The organism is Thiobacillus sp., assembly GCA_024235835.1.
Classification (GTDB): Bacteria; Pseudomonadota; Gammaproteobacteria; order Burkholderiales; family Thiobacillaceae; genus PFJX01.
Genome location: JACKLQ010000002.1, coordinates 551,843 through 564,823, shown reverse-complemented (window position 1 = coordinate 564,823; position 12,981 = coordinate 551,843). Strand labels below are relative to the sequence as shown.

12 protein-coding genes are annotated in these 12,981 nt (G+C 61.6%); 6 read left to right on the top strand and 6 right to left on the bottom strand.

Going from position 1 to position 12,981, the window contains the following annotated elements; translation table 11 throughout:
* Window positions 1–6: 6 nt before the first annotated feature.
* From H6935_10850 to H6935_10825, 6 genes are all read left to right on the top strand, one after another.
* Entirely contained in the window at window positions 7–1,038 is a 1,032-nt protein-coding gene (locus H6935_10850; GenBank protein MCP5278842.1) for a VIT1/CCC1 transporter family protein, read from the top strand.
* Window positions 1,039–1,069: 31 nt separating this feature from the next.
* Window positions 1,070–1,903: a methylenetetrahydrofolate reductase [NAD(P)H] gene (gene metF / locus H6935_10845; GenBank protein ID MCP5278841.1), complete on the top strand. Its 834-nt coding sequence runs from the start codon at window positions 1,070–1,072 to the stop codon at window positions 1,901–1,903.
* A gap of 163 nt (window positions 1,904–2,066) precedes the next feature.
* Window positions 2,067–2,714 carry a response regulator transcription factor gene (locus H6935_10840; GenBank protein ID MCP5278840.1) on the top strand — a complete coding sequence of 216 codons (648 nt, stop codon included), beginning with the start codon at window positions 2,067–2,069 and terminating at the stop codon, window positions 2,712–2,714.
* 41 nt (window positions 2,715–2,755) lie between these two features.
* Entirely contained in the window at window positions 2,756–4,687 is a 1,932-nt protein-coding gene (locus H6935_10835) for a hybrid sensor histidine kinase/response regulator (protein MCP5278839.1), read from the top strand.
* The gene (locus H6935_10830; GenBank protein ID MCP5278838.1) at window positions 4,684–5,235 is read left to right on the top strand and encodes a hypothetical protein; all 552 of its coding nucleotides are present in this window, start codon (window positions 4,684–4,686) and stop codon (window positions 5,233–5,235) included. The genes H6935_10835 and H6935_10830 overlap by 4 nt, the downstream gene beginning before the upstream one ends.
* A 103-nt stretch (window positions 5,236–5,338) precedes the next feature.
* Window positions 5,339–5,575: a hypothetical protein gene (locus H6935_10825; GenBank protein MCP5278837.1), complete on the top strand. Its 237-nt coding sequence runs from the start codon at window positions 5,339–5,341 to the stop codon at window positions 5,573–5,575.
* Window positions 5,576–5,648: 73 nt separating this feature from the next.
* Here H6935_10825 and H6935_10820 read toward each other — a convergent pair whose 3' ends face one another.
* The 6 genes from H6935_10820 to dnaA form a co-directional block, all read right to left on the bottom strand.
* Window positions 5,649–6,356: a pseudouridine synthase gene (locus H6935_10820; protein MCP5278836.1), complete on the bottom strand. Its 708-nt coding sequence runs from the start codon at window positions 6,354–6,356 to the stop codon at window positions 5,649–5,651.
* 21 nt (window positions 6,357–6,377) lie between these two features.
* Window positions 6,378–7,067 carry an SDR family oxidoreductase gene (locus tag H6935_10815; protein MCP5278835.1) on the bottom strand — a complete coding sequence of 230 codons (690 nt, stop codon included), beginning with the start codon at window positions 7,065–7,067 and terminating at the stop codon, window positions 6,378–6,380.
* 14 nt (window positions 7,068–7,081) lie between these two features.
* The gene (locus H6935_10810; GenBank protein MCP5278834.1) at window positions 7,082–7,537 is read right to left on the bottom strand and encodes a YaiI/YqxD family protein; all 456 of its coding nucleotides are present in this window, start codon (window positions 7,535–7,537) and stop codon (window positions 7,082–7,084) included.
* A gap of 7 nt (window positions 7,538–7,544) precedes the next feature.
* Window positions 7,545–10,031, bottom strand: coding sequence for a DNA topoisomerase (ATP-hydrolyzing) subunit B (gene gyrB / locus H6935_10805; GenBank protein ID MCP5278833.1), 2,487 nt, complete (start codon window positions 10,029–10,031; stop codon window positions 7,545–7,547).
* Window positions 10,032–10,124: 93 nt separating this feature from the next.
* Entirely contained in the window at window positions 10,125–11,231 is a 1,107-nt protein-coding gene (locus H6935_10800; protein MCP5278832.1) for a DNA polymerase III subunit beta, read from the bottom strand.
* 221 nt (window positions 11,232–11,452) lie between these two features.
* Window positions 11,453–12,820, bottom strand: coding sequence for a chromosomal replication initiator protein DnaA (gene dnaA, locus H6935_10795; GenBank protein MCP5278831.1), 1,368 nt, complete (start codon window positions 12,818–12,820; stop codon window positions 11,453–11,455).
* Window positions 12,821–12,981: the final 161 nt, after the last annotated feature.

The following is a 12,981-nucleotide window of genomic DNA, read 5'->3' as shown; positions in this document are numbered from 1 at the left end:
CCATTTATGAACGCACTGGAAAACTGGACCGAGGAAAAGCGCTCCGCCTGGCTGTACCGCATCGTCTCCGACGCGGAATCGGGTTCGCCTCGCCAGGTGCTTTTCCTGGAATTGGCCCAGGTGGCCGAGCGCCAGGCGGGCATCTGGGGCGAGGCCGTGGTCAAGGCTGGCCATGCCGTTCCGGCGACCTACCGGCCCGACCCGCGCACCCGCTTCATCGGCTGGCTCATCCCCCGCCTGGGGGTGCGCGCCATGAAGGGCATCCTCGCCGCCATGAAGGTGCGGGGCATGAGCCTGTACCACGGCCCCAGGCCCCGGAGCATACCCACGCGCCTGGACCAGATCGACCCCGACCTGCACAAGTCCCCCGGTGGCGGCAACCTGCGGGCCGCCGTGTTCGGGGTCAACGATGGCCTCATCTCCAACGCCAGCCTGATCCTGGGCGTGGCGGGGGCCGGGGCCGACGCCGATGTGATCCTGCTGTCCGGGATGGCAGGCCTCTTGGCAGGCGCCTTCTCCATGGCGGCAGGAGAATATGTTTCCGTGCGTTCACAACGTGAGTTCCACGAATACCAGATGACCCTGGAGCGGGAAGAACTGGACCAATACCCCCAGGAAGAGGCGGCGGAACTGGCCCTGATCTACGAAGCCAAGGGCATCGACGCCGCCCAGGCTCGGCAGATGGCCGACACCCTGCTGCAGGACCCGGACCGGGCCCTGGATACCCTGGCGCGGGAGGAATTGGGGCTGAATCCGGATGATCTGGGCTCGCCCTGGGGCGCCGGCATCAGTTCCTTCATCTCCTTTGCCTTCGGCGCCTCCCTGCCGGTGATGCCCTATCTGCTGCTTTCGGGTACCAGCGCCTTCGTGGGCGTGTTGACCTGTACTGGCATCTCCCTTTTCGGCGTGGGCGCGGCCATCAGCCTGTTCACCGGACGGCACGCTTTCCTGGGCGGGTTGCGCATGCTCTTCATCGGCGCCGCCGCCGGGGGGGCCACCTGGGCCATCGGTCGGGTCCTGGGTGTGGCCCTGGGTTAGAATCGCCCCACCCAACAGACCACGCAGCGCCATGACCTTGCCCACCTACAGCATTGAATTTTTCCCTCCCAAGACCGAGGAGGGCATGGCCAAGCTGCGGGAGACCCGTCGCCAGCTGGCCCAGCTCAAACCCAAGTTCTTTTCCGTGACCTTCGGTGCCGGCGGCTCCACCCAGGAACGCACCCTGGAGACGGTGCTGGAAATCCAGGCGGAGGGCCTGGCCGCCGCCCCCCACCTGTCCTGCGTGGGCTCCACACAGACCAAGATCCGGGAAATCCTGGATATCTACAAGTCCCACGGCATCCGACACATCGTCGCTCTGAGGGGCGACCTGCCCTCCGGCATGGCGGACCCGGGTGAATTCCGTTATGCCAATGAACTGGTAGGTTTCATCCGTCAGGAGACCGGTGACTGGTTCGAGATCGAAGTGGCCGCCTACCCCGAGACCCACCCCCAGGCCCGCAATTACCGCGAGGACCTGCTCAACTTCAAGCGCAAGTGCGATGCGGGGGCCAACTCCGCCATCACCCAGTACTTCTTCAACGCCGACGCCTATTTCAACTTTATCGACGACTGCGCCGAACTTGGCGTGGAACTGCCCATCGTGCCCGGCATCATGCCCATCTCCAACTACAGCCAACTGGCCCGATTCTCGGCCATGTGCGGCGCGGAAATTCCCCGCTGGCTGGCACGCAAGATGGAAAGCTACCTGGATGACACGGCCTCCATCCGGGCTTTCGGGCTGGACTACGTCTCGGGACAATGCGAACGTCTGTTGTCGGGCGGAGCGCCGGGTCTGCACTTCTACACGCTGAACCAGGCGGGGCTGACCAGCACCCTCTGGCAACGCCTTGGCCTGGAATGATGAAATCCCCTGTACCTGCATGGGCCTGGAAATTGACGGCGCGTGCGGCAGGAGCGCGGAGAACCCAGGTCCAGGTTGCCTGTTGCTCTTCTCCTCGGGAAAAGGACAGGTTCGGTTGAACAGAACAAATGCATGGACGAACATGTAGACAACGGAGGCCTTCATGCGGATATTGTTGGCGGATGATCACCCCTTGTTCAGGGAGGGATTGAAGCCGGTCCTGGAAAAGCTGGAGCCCGATATCGAACTGGTGGAGGCCATGGACTATCCCTCCTCTTTCGAGGCGATGCATCAGGCAGGCTACATGCAAGGCGGTGTGGACCTGGCCCTGATGGACCTTTACATGCCCGGCATGGACGGTATTGAAGGCATCACCCGTTTCCGTGCCGCATTCCCCGATATTCCCGTGGTCGTGTTGTCCGCCTCGGAGCAGACCGAGGATATCCAGCAACTGCTGGCCGCCGGCGCCCTGGGATACCTCACCAAATCCTCCTCCAGCGAAGTGATCCTGGGCGCCCTGAAACTGGTGCTGGCGGGCGGCGTATACGTCCCTCCCAGCATCCTGGACCGGAACGAGGGCCAACCCTACGTACAGGAGAATATGCGCCATGCCGCCCTCACCTCCCGACAGATCGACGTCCTCAGGGAACTGGCCAAGGGCGTCAGCAACAAGCAGATTGCCAAGGCCCTGGAGGTGACCGAGGGTACGGTGAAAATCCATCTGGCCGCCATTTTCCGCATCCTCAAGGTCAACAATCGAACCGAGGCGGTATTGGTGGCCCAGAAGATGGGGCTGCACAACTCCCTCTAGCCTGTTACCTGGACGCTCCTTTTCTAGCGACACCGCTCCACGTGCTGGCTGCGCCTGGCAACTCCCCTACCCTGAGCCTGCGGCTGCGCATCCTCATCGTGGCCCTGCTGCCTCTGCTCGTGGCCGTGGGTCTTTTTGCCGCGTACTTTGCCCATCGCAGCACCAACGAGGCGGAATCCGCCCTGACCAGCAAAGGCCGTGATTCTGTTCGGCGCCTGGCGGAAGGGATCGCTTTCGACCTGTTCACGGGCAACCTGCCCTACGTCAAGCGCCAGATGGACCTGGAGCGCCACAGCATCGGCGCCCAATCCGTGGCCATCACTGACGGCCAGGTTTGGACACTGCTCAGCGGGGCCCCCGGCCCCCTCCCTGACCTCAAGCAGGCCATTCCGCTCCAGCAGCGCAAGGAACGCTTGTACTTCTTCTCTCATCCCGTTAATCCACCGACTCCTCAGGAGAGCGATCCCTACCTGGAACCCATGACCAAACCCCACGTGCCAACGGCCTACGTGGTCATCTCCATGACCCGCATGCCAGTTGAACTGACGCGTTCCCAAGTGGGGCTTGCAGCGGCCGGCATGGCTTTCCTGAGCATTAGCTTGGCCTTGGTCCTCGCGTGGCGCCTATCCGGAGTTGTAAGTGAGCCCTTACATGAAATTACCCGGACCGTGGGTCTGATCGCCCAGGGCAACCTGGATGAGCGGGTCCAGCAGGATTCGCCGGGAGAATTGGGCATGCTCCAGCAGGGCATCAACCAGATGGCCTCCCGGCTGGAGGAGAACCAGCGCATCCTGGCCCAGCGCATCGAGGAGGCTACTGCGGAACTGCGTGCCCAGAAAGCCCAGGCTGAATCCGCCACCCTGGCAAAGAGCCGATTCCTGGCTGCAGCCAGCCACGATCTGCGCCAGCCCCTGCATGCCCTGTCCCTCCTGGTGGAGGCGCTCCAGGAACGGGTGCCTGAAGGCGAGGCAAAACGACTGGCGGACCACATCGAATCCTCGGCCACCACCATGGAAAACCTCCTGAACGCGTTGCTGGACCTCTCGCGCCTGGAGGCTGGGGTAGTGGAGGCCAGGCCGGAATGCTTTCCCCTGGCCCGTGTGCTGGACAACCTTGAGCGTCAATTCGCCCCTGTTGCATCGGTCAAGGGCCTGCGACTGATCATCCATCGCTCCAAGGTATGGGTCTACAGCGACCCGGCTCTGCTGGAGCGTATCCTGGCCAACCTGATCTCCAATGCCCTGCGCTATACCGACACCGGCGGCGTATTGTTGGGCGCTCGCCGGGTGCAGAAGGATTGGTTGCGACTGGAGGTATGGGACACGGGCAAGGGCATTCCCGCCGAATTCCAGGCCAAGGTATTCGAGGAATATTTTCAGCTGGCCAATCCCGAACGCCACCGCGACAAGGGCCTGGGTCTGGGCCTTGCCATCGTCGCCCGCCTGGCCCGCCTCCTGGGCAGCAGCGTCCAGGTGCGTTCCAGGGTAGACAGGGGGTCCTGCTTTGATCTTCGCTTTTCACGTTGCCATGCTCAGCGGACGGACATGCCCAAACCCGCTGCCAGGACCCTGGGCGTTCCCCTGGAGCATGCCCTGGTGGTCTTCATCGACGACGATGAATCCATCCTCGAGGCCATGGCGGAGGTGTTCGGCCAATGGGGGGTTGGCCTGGCCGCCGGCGAGGATGCCGACCAGGTGCGGCGGGAATTGGATGAACTGGGACGCAAGCCGGACGTCATTCTCTGCGACTATCGCCTGAAGGATGGGCAAACGGGCATAGAGGCCATCGCCATCCTGCAGGCCGCCTTCGGTCCGGTTCCCGCCGCGCTGATCACCGGCGATACGGCGCCGGAGACCATCCAGACTCTTCGCAAGTCTGGCATGCCCATACTGCACAAACCCCTGAAACCCGCCAAACTACGAGCCTTTCTTTCCCACCTCCTGGCGAACCCGGTCAGCCACATCGAACCATGATCAAGAAATTTTCCTTCACCCTCATATTTCTGGGCCTTATCCTGGCCCCTGGCTATTGGATCCATGCCAAGTTCTATACCGGCAGCCAGGCCAGCCTGCTCACTCTGGCGCCGGCCGAATCCGTGGAAGGGGGTCTGCCTGCATGGCGGACGGGGCCTTTCAGCCTGAACGAATCCATGGCACCCACTGGATTGATCCTGCTGGCCCAGGGTCATTTCTCCCCCAACATGGATGATGCCAAGCCACCCAAGGACCTCTACACCGCCACCCTGTACCGCGGGGAAGAAGCCGCCAAGCCCCTGGGCTTCGCCCTGGGGGTAAAGAGCGTGTCCAACTCAAACCCTGTATTCCGTGAACACCTGCTGCTCATGCAGCAGGTGCTGCCCGGCAACTACCGCCTGGAAATCAATGCGGTGAATCCCCTCGTGATCCAGATCGACCGGATGGAACTCCAGGTACGGCAGAACCTCCATGAACCCGATCCAAACGTGGTCACCGGCGGCGTGGTGCTGTTCATCCTGGGTATCCTGGGCCTGGTGATGAGTTGATGCATGGTCGGATGATCGCCCCGTACATAACTCGGTCCGGACTCAGGTCATCCCATGGCCGGCAGCGGACGTTATGTCTCGTGTATGTCATTCCGGAGCCCCCATGAACGCCCAGACCTCCCTCGCCATGACCTGCGCCGCCCTGTCCCTGGCCGGCTGCATCTCCTTCAGTTCCAGCGAAACCCCCGCCCCAGCCTACCTGGACGCCTGTCTCAACAAGGAAAGCCAGTGCCGCGAGATCTGCGGCGACAGGGGAGTCCAGGCCTTCAGTTGCAGTGCCCGGCCCGGCGAGGGCGTGAATCTGAAGTGCGAGTGCCGGCGGGCCGCACTGGCTATGTAGCAGCTCTCTCAGAGCTTCAGGGCAGCCGAGGAGCGATTCGCCCCGGGGCCTCGGATTGAACCCCAGGAGATAATCAGTCCGGCTGAAACCGGGCAAGGTCTTCCGCCTCCAGCCAGCGCCAGGCACCAGGAGGCAAATCATCCGGCAGGCCGAGGCCACCGATGGCCACCCGGGCCAATGCCTCCACCCGGTTGCCAGCGGCGGCCACCATGCGTTTGACCTGGTGATAGCGCCCTTCCGCCAGAGTCAGAGTCAGTAAGCGATCGCTCACTTTCTCGCAATTCATGGCAGCCACCGGTTCTGTCTCGTCATGCAGCAATACGCCTTCGAGCAGGGCGGCTAGCTGATCCGCGCTGACCGGGTGCTTGGCGGTCACCCGATACACCTTGGGCACCTTGTACCTGGGGGAGATGAGGCGGTGGATGAAATCGCCATCGTCGCTCAGCAACAGCAGGCCCGTGGTGTCCTCGTCGAGCCGCCCCACGGGCTGCACACCTCGTCGCTCCAGGGGTTCGGGCAACAGGGTTAGCACGCCGGGATGATGCCTGGGCGAGCGGGAACACTCGTAGCCCTCCGGCTTGTGCAGCATCACATAGGCCCGGGGCCGGTAAGTCCAGGCCACGCCATCCACGGTGAACTCCATGCCATCCACCGCCATGTTCAAGAAGGGTTCCTGTACCACCCTCCCCTCCAACTCGAACCGACCGTCACGGATCAGTTGCCGGCATTCCTTGCGGCTGCCGAAGCCCTGGGATTGAAGCATGCGCTCCAGTGCGACCATATTTGCCATGGATCAGTTTGCTCAGCGATCGCCAACGGTGAGGGACTGCCCGTTGTCCCCGGGCCCCAGCCCAAGCAGGTAGGGCACCGCGGTCCTGGCCCAGGCTTCTGGTCCCGGGTACCGGGACGCTTCGGCGCCGAAACAGGATCGCAGCATGTCCGTGTCGATGATGCCCGGTGACAGGGGTATGGCTGCCATGCCCCGGGGCAGTTCCTGGGCCAGGGCCTTTGAAAGGCCTTCCATGGCCCATTTGGTGGCGCAGTAGGGGGCCACTTGGGGGTCCGTTTCCCGTCCCCAGCCGGAACTGAAATTGACGATTACACCCTCGCCCCTGTTCACCATGGCAGGCACGAAATGACGGATCACGTTGGCCACGCCCTTGATGTTCACATCGATGAGCGCATCGAATTCCTGCCGGGGGACCTGCCACAACACGTCGTTGCGATTGATGAGGGCGGCGTTGTTGACCAGGAGGTCCGGCGGGCCCATGACAGGGAGCACTTCCCGTGCCCAGGCTCCCACGGCCGCGTCGTCAGCCACATCCACCACATCAAACCGGCTTTCGGGGCCGTAAATGCGGGTCAGTTCCGCCATGGCCTCTCTGTCGCGGGCACAACCGGCCACCCGGTGTCCCAGGCGTATGAATTCCACGGCCATGGCCCGGCCCAGACCCTTGCTTACGCCGGTGATCAGGATGATCTTTGCCCTCATGCAAATACCTGCCCTCAGGGAGATTTCGGCATCCGGGCCAGGAAGCGGTCCAACTGGTTAGCAAAGGCCTGCCTGTCGGCCTGGGCAAAGGGCGCCGGCCCAGACACTTCCACGCCGCTACCCCGCAATGCTTCCATGAAGTCCCGCATGTTGAGGCGTTCGCGGATGTTATCCAGGCTGTAGAACTCGCCTCTCGGATTGAGCGCATGGCCGCCCTTCTCGATAACCTGGGCAGCCAGGGGAATGTCGGCAGTGATCACAAGATCCCCCGCTGCCATGCGTAGAGCGATCTCGTTGTCAGCCACGTCGAAGCCGCCGGGCACCTGGAGCGCCCGAATGAAGGGGGATGGCGGCACTCTGAGCAGCTTGTTGGCCACCAGGGTCATGGGAATCTGCTTCCTGTCCGCGACGCGAAACAGAATCTCCTTGACGACTCCGGGCGTGGCATCCGCATCGACCCAGATGCGCATGGGCGCGTCAGACGTCCAGGTTCCTTACCCCCAGGGCATTGGATTCGATGAAGTTGCGGCGGGGCTCCACTTCTTCGCCCATCAGGGTGGTGAAGATGCCGTCCGCGGCAATGGCATCCTCAATCTGCACCCTCAGCAGGCGTCGCACGCTGGGGTCCATGGTGGTTTCCCAGAGTTGTTCCGGGTTCATCTCGCCCAGGCCCTTGTAGCGCTGGATGCCGATGTTCTTCTTCACCTCTCCCAGCAACCAGTCCATGGCCTGGCGGAAATCCTGGGCCGGGGACTTTGCCTCGCCACGACGGATTTCTGCGCCCTCCCGCAGCAGGCCCAACAGGATGTCGGACGTGCGGCGCAACTGGTCGTAGTCGCCCCCTTCGATGAAATTGGCGTCAAGATAGCTGGTATGGCCGATGCCATGACGGGTCTTGGTGATCTCCAGGCGCCAGCTCCGCAAATCCGCGTTGTCTCCTTCCGGCGCTTCGCCTTCCAGCAGGGGGGTGATCTTCACCGGGCCCAGCTTGACAAGTTCCTTTGTCAGCGCATCCGCCGCAGCCTTGACAGCGTCTTCGTCGGCCATGGAGACAGGTGGCACCTTGAGCAGGCTGTAGAGCACGTCCGCATCCATGCGCCGGGACAAGCGCTCGATCATGGCCTCGGACAACAGGAACTCCCGGGCGATGCCCTCAAAGCTCTCCTTGGCCAGGGGCTCGGCTCCGGCGGCGGGGATCAATTCCGCGCCGTTGAGGGCTTCCCGCAGCAGATACTGCTTCAGCTCGTAGTCGTCCTTCAGGTAGGTTTCCCGCTTGCCCTGCTTGACCTTGTAGAGGGGCGGCTGCGCGATGTAGATATGTCCCCGCTCCACCAGTTCACCCATCTGGCGGTAGAAGAAGGTGAGCAGCAGGGTGCGGATGTGGGAACCGTCCACGTCCGCGTCGGTCATGATGATGATGCGGTGGTAGCGCAGCTTCTCGGGGTTGTAGTCGTCCTTGCCGATGCCCGTGCCCAGGGCGGTGATGAGGGTGGCAACCTCCTGGGAAGACAACATCTTGTCGAAACGCGCCTTCTCCACGTTGAGGATCTTGCCTTTGAGGGGCAGGATGGCCTGGAACTTGCGATCCCTGCCCTGCTTTGCGGAGCCGCCTGCGGAATCACCCTCGACGAGATACAACTCACACAAGGCCGGATCCTTCTCCTGGCAGTCCGCCAGCTTGCCTGGCAGTCCAGCTGAGTCCAACACCCCCTTGCGCCGGGTCATTTCCCGGGCCTTGCGGGCTGCTTCCCGGGCTCGGGCGGCCTCCACGATCTTGCCGCAGATGGTCTTGGCATCCAGGGGCTTTTCAAGCAGGAATTCCGCCAGCTTGCTGGCCACCACCTCCTCCACCGCCGGACGGGCCTCGGAAGACACCAGTTTCATCTTGGTCTGGGAAGAGAACTTGGGATCGGGCATCTTCACCGACAACACGCAGGCCAGTCCTTCGCGCATGTCATCTCCGGTGATGTCCACCTTGGCCTTCTTGGCGATCTCGTTTTCCTCGATGTACTTGTTGATCACCCGGGTCATGGCCGCCCGCAGGCCCGTTAGATGGGTGCCCCCATCCTGCTGGGGGATGTTGTTGGTGAAACACAGCACCTGTTCCTGATAGCTGTTGTTCCACTGCATGGCCACTTCCACGCTGATGGGGATCTCGGTGCTGCTATCTCCGGTTGAATAGAACACATTGGGGTGCAGCACGGTCTTGTTGCGGTTGATGTACTCCACAAACCCCTTCACTCCGCCGGAAAATGCGAAGTTCTCGGAACGGCCGTCCCTTTCGTCAACGAGTTCTATCTTCACCCCATTGTTGAGGAAGGAAAGCTCGCGGATACGCTTGGACAGGATGTCATAGTGGAATTCCACGTGGCCGAAGATATCTTCATCAGCCAGGAAATGTACTTCCGTACCCTTGCGGATGGTATCGCCTACAACCCGCAGCGGTGATACCTCCACGCCATTCTGCACCTCGATGGCCCGGTTCACAGCATGGCCGCGTTCGAACTCCATGACGTGCTTCTTGCCGTCCCGGTTGATGGTCAGGCGCAGCCACTTGGACAGGGCGTTCACGCAGGACACACCTACGCCGTGCAAGCCACCGGACACCTTGTAGCTGTTCTGGTTGAATTTGCCGCCGGCATGCAGCACGCACATGACGATCTCGGCGGCGGAACGCTTGGGCTCGTGCTTGTCGTCGAACTTGATGCCGGTGGGGATGCCACGTCCGTTGTCGCTGATGGATATGGAGTTGTCCGGATGGATGATGACCTTGATGTCGTCGCAGTAGCCGGCCAGGGCCTCGTCGATGGCGTTGTCCAGCACCTCGAAGACCATGTGGTGCAGGCCGGTGCCGTCCGAGGTGTCGCCGATGTACATGCCGGGGCGCTTGCGCACCGCCTCCAGGCCTTCCAGTTGCTGGATGCTGTCCTCGTCGTAGCCGCCGTTTTCGCTGCCTTGTTCCACGTGAAACCTCTCTTGCTGGTGAATCGTAGCCAGTAATTCAAGGGCAAGGCTGCCGTCCCGGCACCTTACCGCCGCGGGTACCCGCTTACTGGATCAAATACGCATCGGCATGACCACGTAGCGGAAGTTCTCGTCTCCCGGCACGCTGATCAGCATTGAACTGGTTGGATCGCCGAAGGAGCAGTTCACAGACTCTCCCTCCAGGTTGTTGAGGGCGTCCTGCAGGTACTGGACGTTGAAACCGATGTCCAGCGGTTCGCCAGTGTAATCGATGTCCAGCTCCTCCTGGGCTTCTTCCTGCTCGTTGTTGCTGCAGGCGATGCGCAGGCTCCCCCCGGTCAGGGCCAGCCGCACGCCGCGGTACTTGTCATTGGTCAGAATGGCGGCCCGGGTCAGGGACTGGGAGAGACGCTGGCGTTCGATGTCGAAACTCTTGTCGTGTCCCACGGGAATGACCCGCTGCCAGTCGGGAAACTTGCCGTCCACTACCTTGCTGCGCAACTCGAAGTCCGGGCGGCGAAAAACCGCCTGGCTCTGGTTCACCTGCACGTGGATGGACTCTTCCCCATCACCCAGGAGCTTGATGAGTTCCAATACGGTCTTGCGGGGCAGGATCACATCCACGCCCTGGCTCACCTCTTCCGGCAGGTCTGCCGCATCGACGGCCAGGCGATGTCCATCCGTTGCGGCCACGGTGAGTCGCTTGCCCTGGACTGACAGCAGCATGCCGTTGAGGTAATAGCGGATGTCCTGCACGGCCATGGAGTATTGCACCCGGGAAAGCAGCTTGCGTACGAGGGCCTGGGGCAGGCTGAAGGAAAGTCCCTGGCCGTCGGGTATCTGCAGTTTCGGGAAATCCCTGGAGGGGAGGGTCTGCAGGCTGAAGCGGCTGCGGCCGGAATTGACCTTCAACTGCTCTCCGGCCAGTTCCAGTGAAATGGGATCCACACCGGCCAGGGAACGGCAGATGTCCAGGAATTTACGAGCCGACACCGTAAAGGCAGCGTCAGCAGCTCCTTGCTCCTCAGCCCAGGTGGTGATCTGCAGCTCCAGGTCAGTGGCGACAAAGGCCGCGCGACCGCCAACAACCTCCACGAGTACATTCGAGAGGATGGGTAGGGTGTGCTTGCGCTCCACTACGCCGGCCACGGCCTGCAGGGGTTTGAGCAAAGCGTCCTTGGAGGATTTCAGTACAAGCATTTGTCTCTTCCTGATGTTCTTAATGAGTCCGGGTGTTTACTGTTAACAAGTGGGAAAAGTGTACCAAGATCATGGGCTTAAGCTGTTGAAAATAGAGTGGACCACTCTGTGGGCAGCCAGGGGAGGAATTGTGGATAACTTTTTTGAAATATCGAAATACATGACTTGTCCCCAATTCTTGCAGCGTTTATCCACTGGATCACCCACAGATTGTCCCATGCCTAGCCCGTCAGTACTTGGATGAGGAGGTTGTAATCCCGGCGCAGGGTCTGATCGGTGGCCTTGAGTTCCTCGATCTTGGCGCAGGCGTGGAGGACGGTTGTGTGGTCCCTGCCGCCAAAGGACTGGCCTATTTCCGGGAAGGACAGATCCGTCAGTTCCCTGGCCAGGTACATGGCCATCTGCCGGGGCCGGGCCACGTTGCGGGTGCGTTTCTTTGAGAACATGTCCGCCACCTTGATCTTGAAGTAGTCGGCCACCGTCTTCTGTATGTTGTCGATGGATACCTGTCGGTTCTGCACGGCCAGCAGGTCCTTGAGGGCTTCCTTGGCCACTTCAACGCTGATGGACAGCTTGTTGAAACGGGAATAGGCGATCACCCGCTTCAGGGCCCCTTCCAGTTCCCGTACGTTGGAACGCACCTGCTTGGCGATGAAGAAGGCCGTGCCTTCGTCCAGGGACACCTTGTCCTGGCGGGCCTTGTCCAGCAGGATGGCCACGCGCATTTCTAGCTCGGGCGGTTCCAGCATGACGGTGAGGCCCCAGCTGAAGCGGGATTTCAGCCGTTCCTCTATGCCTTCCAGGTCCTTGGGGAAGGTGTCGCTGGTGATGATGACCTGCTTGTGTTCCTCGATGAGGGTGTTGAAGGTGTAGAAGAACTGCTCCTGGGTACGCTCCTTGCCGGCGAAAAACTGGATATCGTCGATCAGCAGCAGGTCCAGGGAGTCGTAGCGTCGTTTGAAGGCATCGTAGGAGTTGGCGCGCACCGCCCGCACCATGTCGGAGACATAGCGGTCGGCGTGGATATACAGCACCTTGGACTTGGGGTTCTGCTGCATCAAACGATTGCCGATTGCCTGAATCAGGTGGGTCTTGCCCAGGCCCACGCCACCGTAGACGAAAAGGGGGTTGTAGCCGGAGCCCGGGTTGTCGGCCACCTGCAGGGCGGCGGCCCGGGCCAGGTCGTTTGCCTTGCCGGCAACGAAGTTGTCGAAATTGAACTGGTGATTGATGCGGCTTTCGTTGACTTGAGTTGGCTCCGGGGCCTGGGCGGCTTCCACCTTGCTGGATGGGACCTCCGGCGTGGTCGGAACCTTCACTGCCCTTGTCTGTTCCCTTGGTGCCTGGGACTTTCCGGCGGCAATGATCAGGGATACCTCGGTTTCTTCCTGAAAGAACTCCCTGGCCAAGCCTTGCACTTCAGTCAGGAACTTGTTGCGGACCCACTGGGCAACGAAATTGTTGGGGGCGGTCACCACCACCTTGCCGGGGCTTTGCTGAATGGAGAGGGGGCGTATCCAGGTGTTGAGTTGTTGAGGGTTAAGGCTCCGCTCGAAATGGGCGAGGCAATGGCTCCAAAAGTCGTCCATGAGCGGGGCTGTCGATCCGGGAGTAGAGATGGCAATGGGGGCACAACCGAGTGCCGAAGCATTCTAGCACCGCCCCGGGAAAGCCTGGAAAAGATTGACAAATCATGCAGCTATGAGTCTAATACGCCGCTTTTCGCCAGGCTCTTCCTGGTCATATCCAT

Excerpts from the sequence above, each read along its gene's own strand:
- H6935_10850 (MCP5278842.1), top strand. The coding sequence starts at position 7 with ATGAACGCACTGGAAAACTGGACCGAGGAAAAGCGCTCCGCCTGGCTG.
- H6935_10830 (MCP5278838.1), top strand. The coding sequence starts at position 4,684 with ATGATCAAGAAATTTTCCTTCACCCTCATATTTCTGGGCCTTATCCTG.
- H6935_10800 (MCP5278832.1), bottom strand. The coding sequence starts at position 11,231 with ATGCTTGTACTGAAATCCTCCAAGGACGCTTTGCTCAAACCCCTGCAG.
- H6935_10810 (MCP5278834.1), bottom strand. The coding sequence starts at position 7,537 with ATGCGCATCTGGGTCGATGCGGATGCCACGCCCGGAGTCGTCAAGGAG.
- dnaA (MCP5278831.1), bottom strand. The coding sequence starts at position 12,820 with ATGGACGACTTTTGGAGCCATTGCCTCGCCCATTTCGAGCGGAGCCTT.
- metF (MCP5278841.1), top strand. The coding sequence starts at position 1,070 with ATGACCTTGCCCACCTACAGCATTGAATTTTTCCCTCCCAAGACCGAG.
- H6935_10815 (MCP5278835.1), bottom strand. The coding sequence starts at position 7,067 with ATGAGGGCAAAGATCATCCTGATCACCGGCGTAAGCAAGGGTCTGGGC.
- H6935_10820 (MCP5278836.1), bottom strand. The coding sequence starts at position 6,356 with ATGGTCGCACTGGAGCGCATGCTTCAATCCCAGGGCTTCGGCAGCCGC.
- H6935_10840 (MCP5278840.1), top strand. The coding sequence starts at position 2,067 with ATGCGGATATTGTTGGCGGATGATCACCCCTTGTTCAGGGAGGGATTG.
- H6935_10825 (MCP5278837.1), top strand. The coding sequence starts at position 5,339 with ATGAACGCCCAGACCTCCCTCGCCATGACCTGCGCCGCCCTGTCCCTG.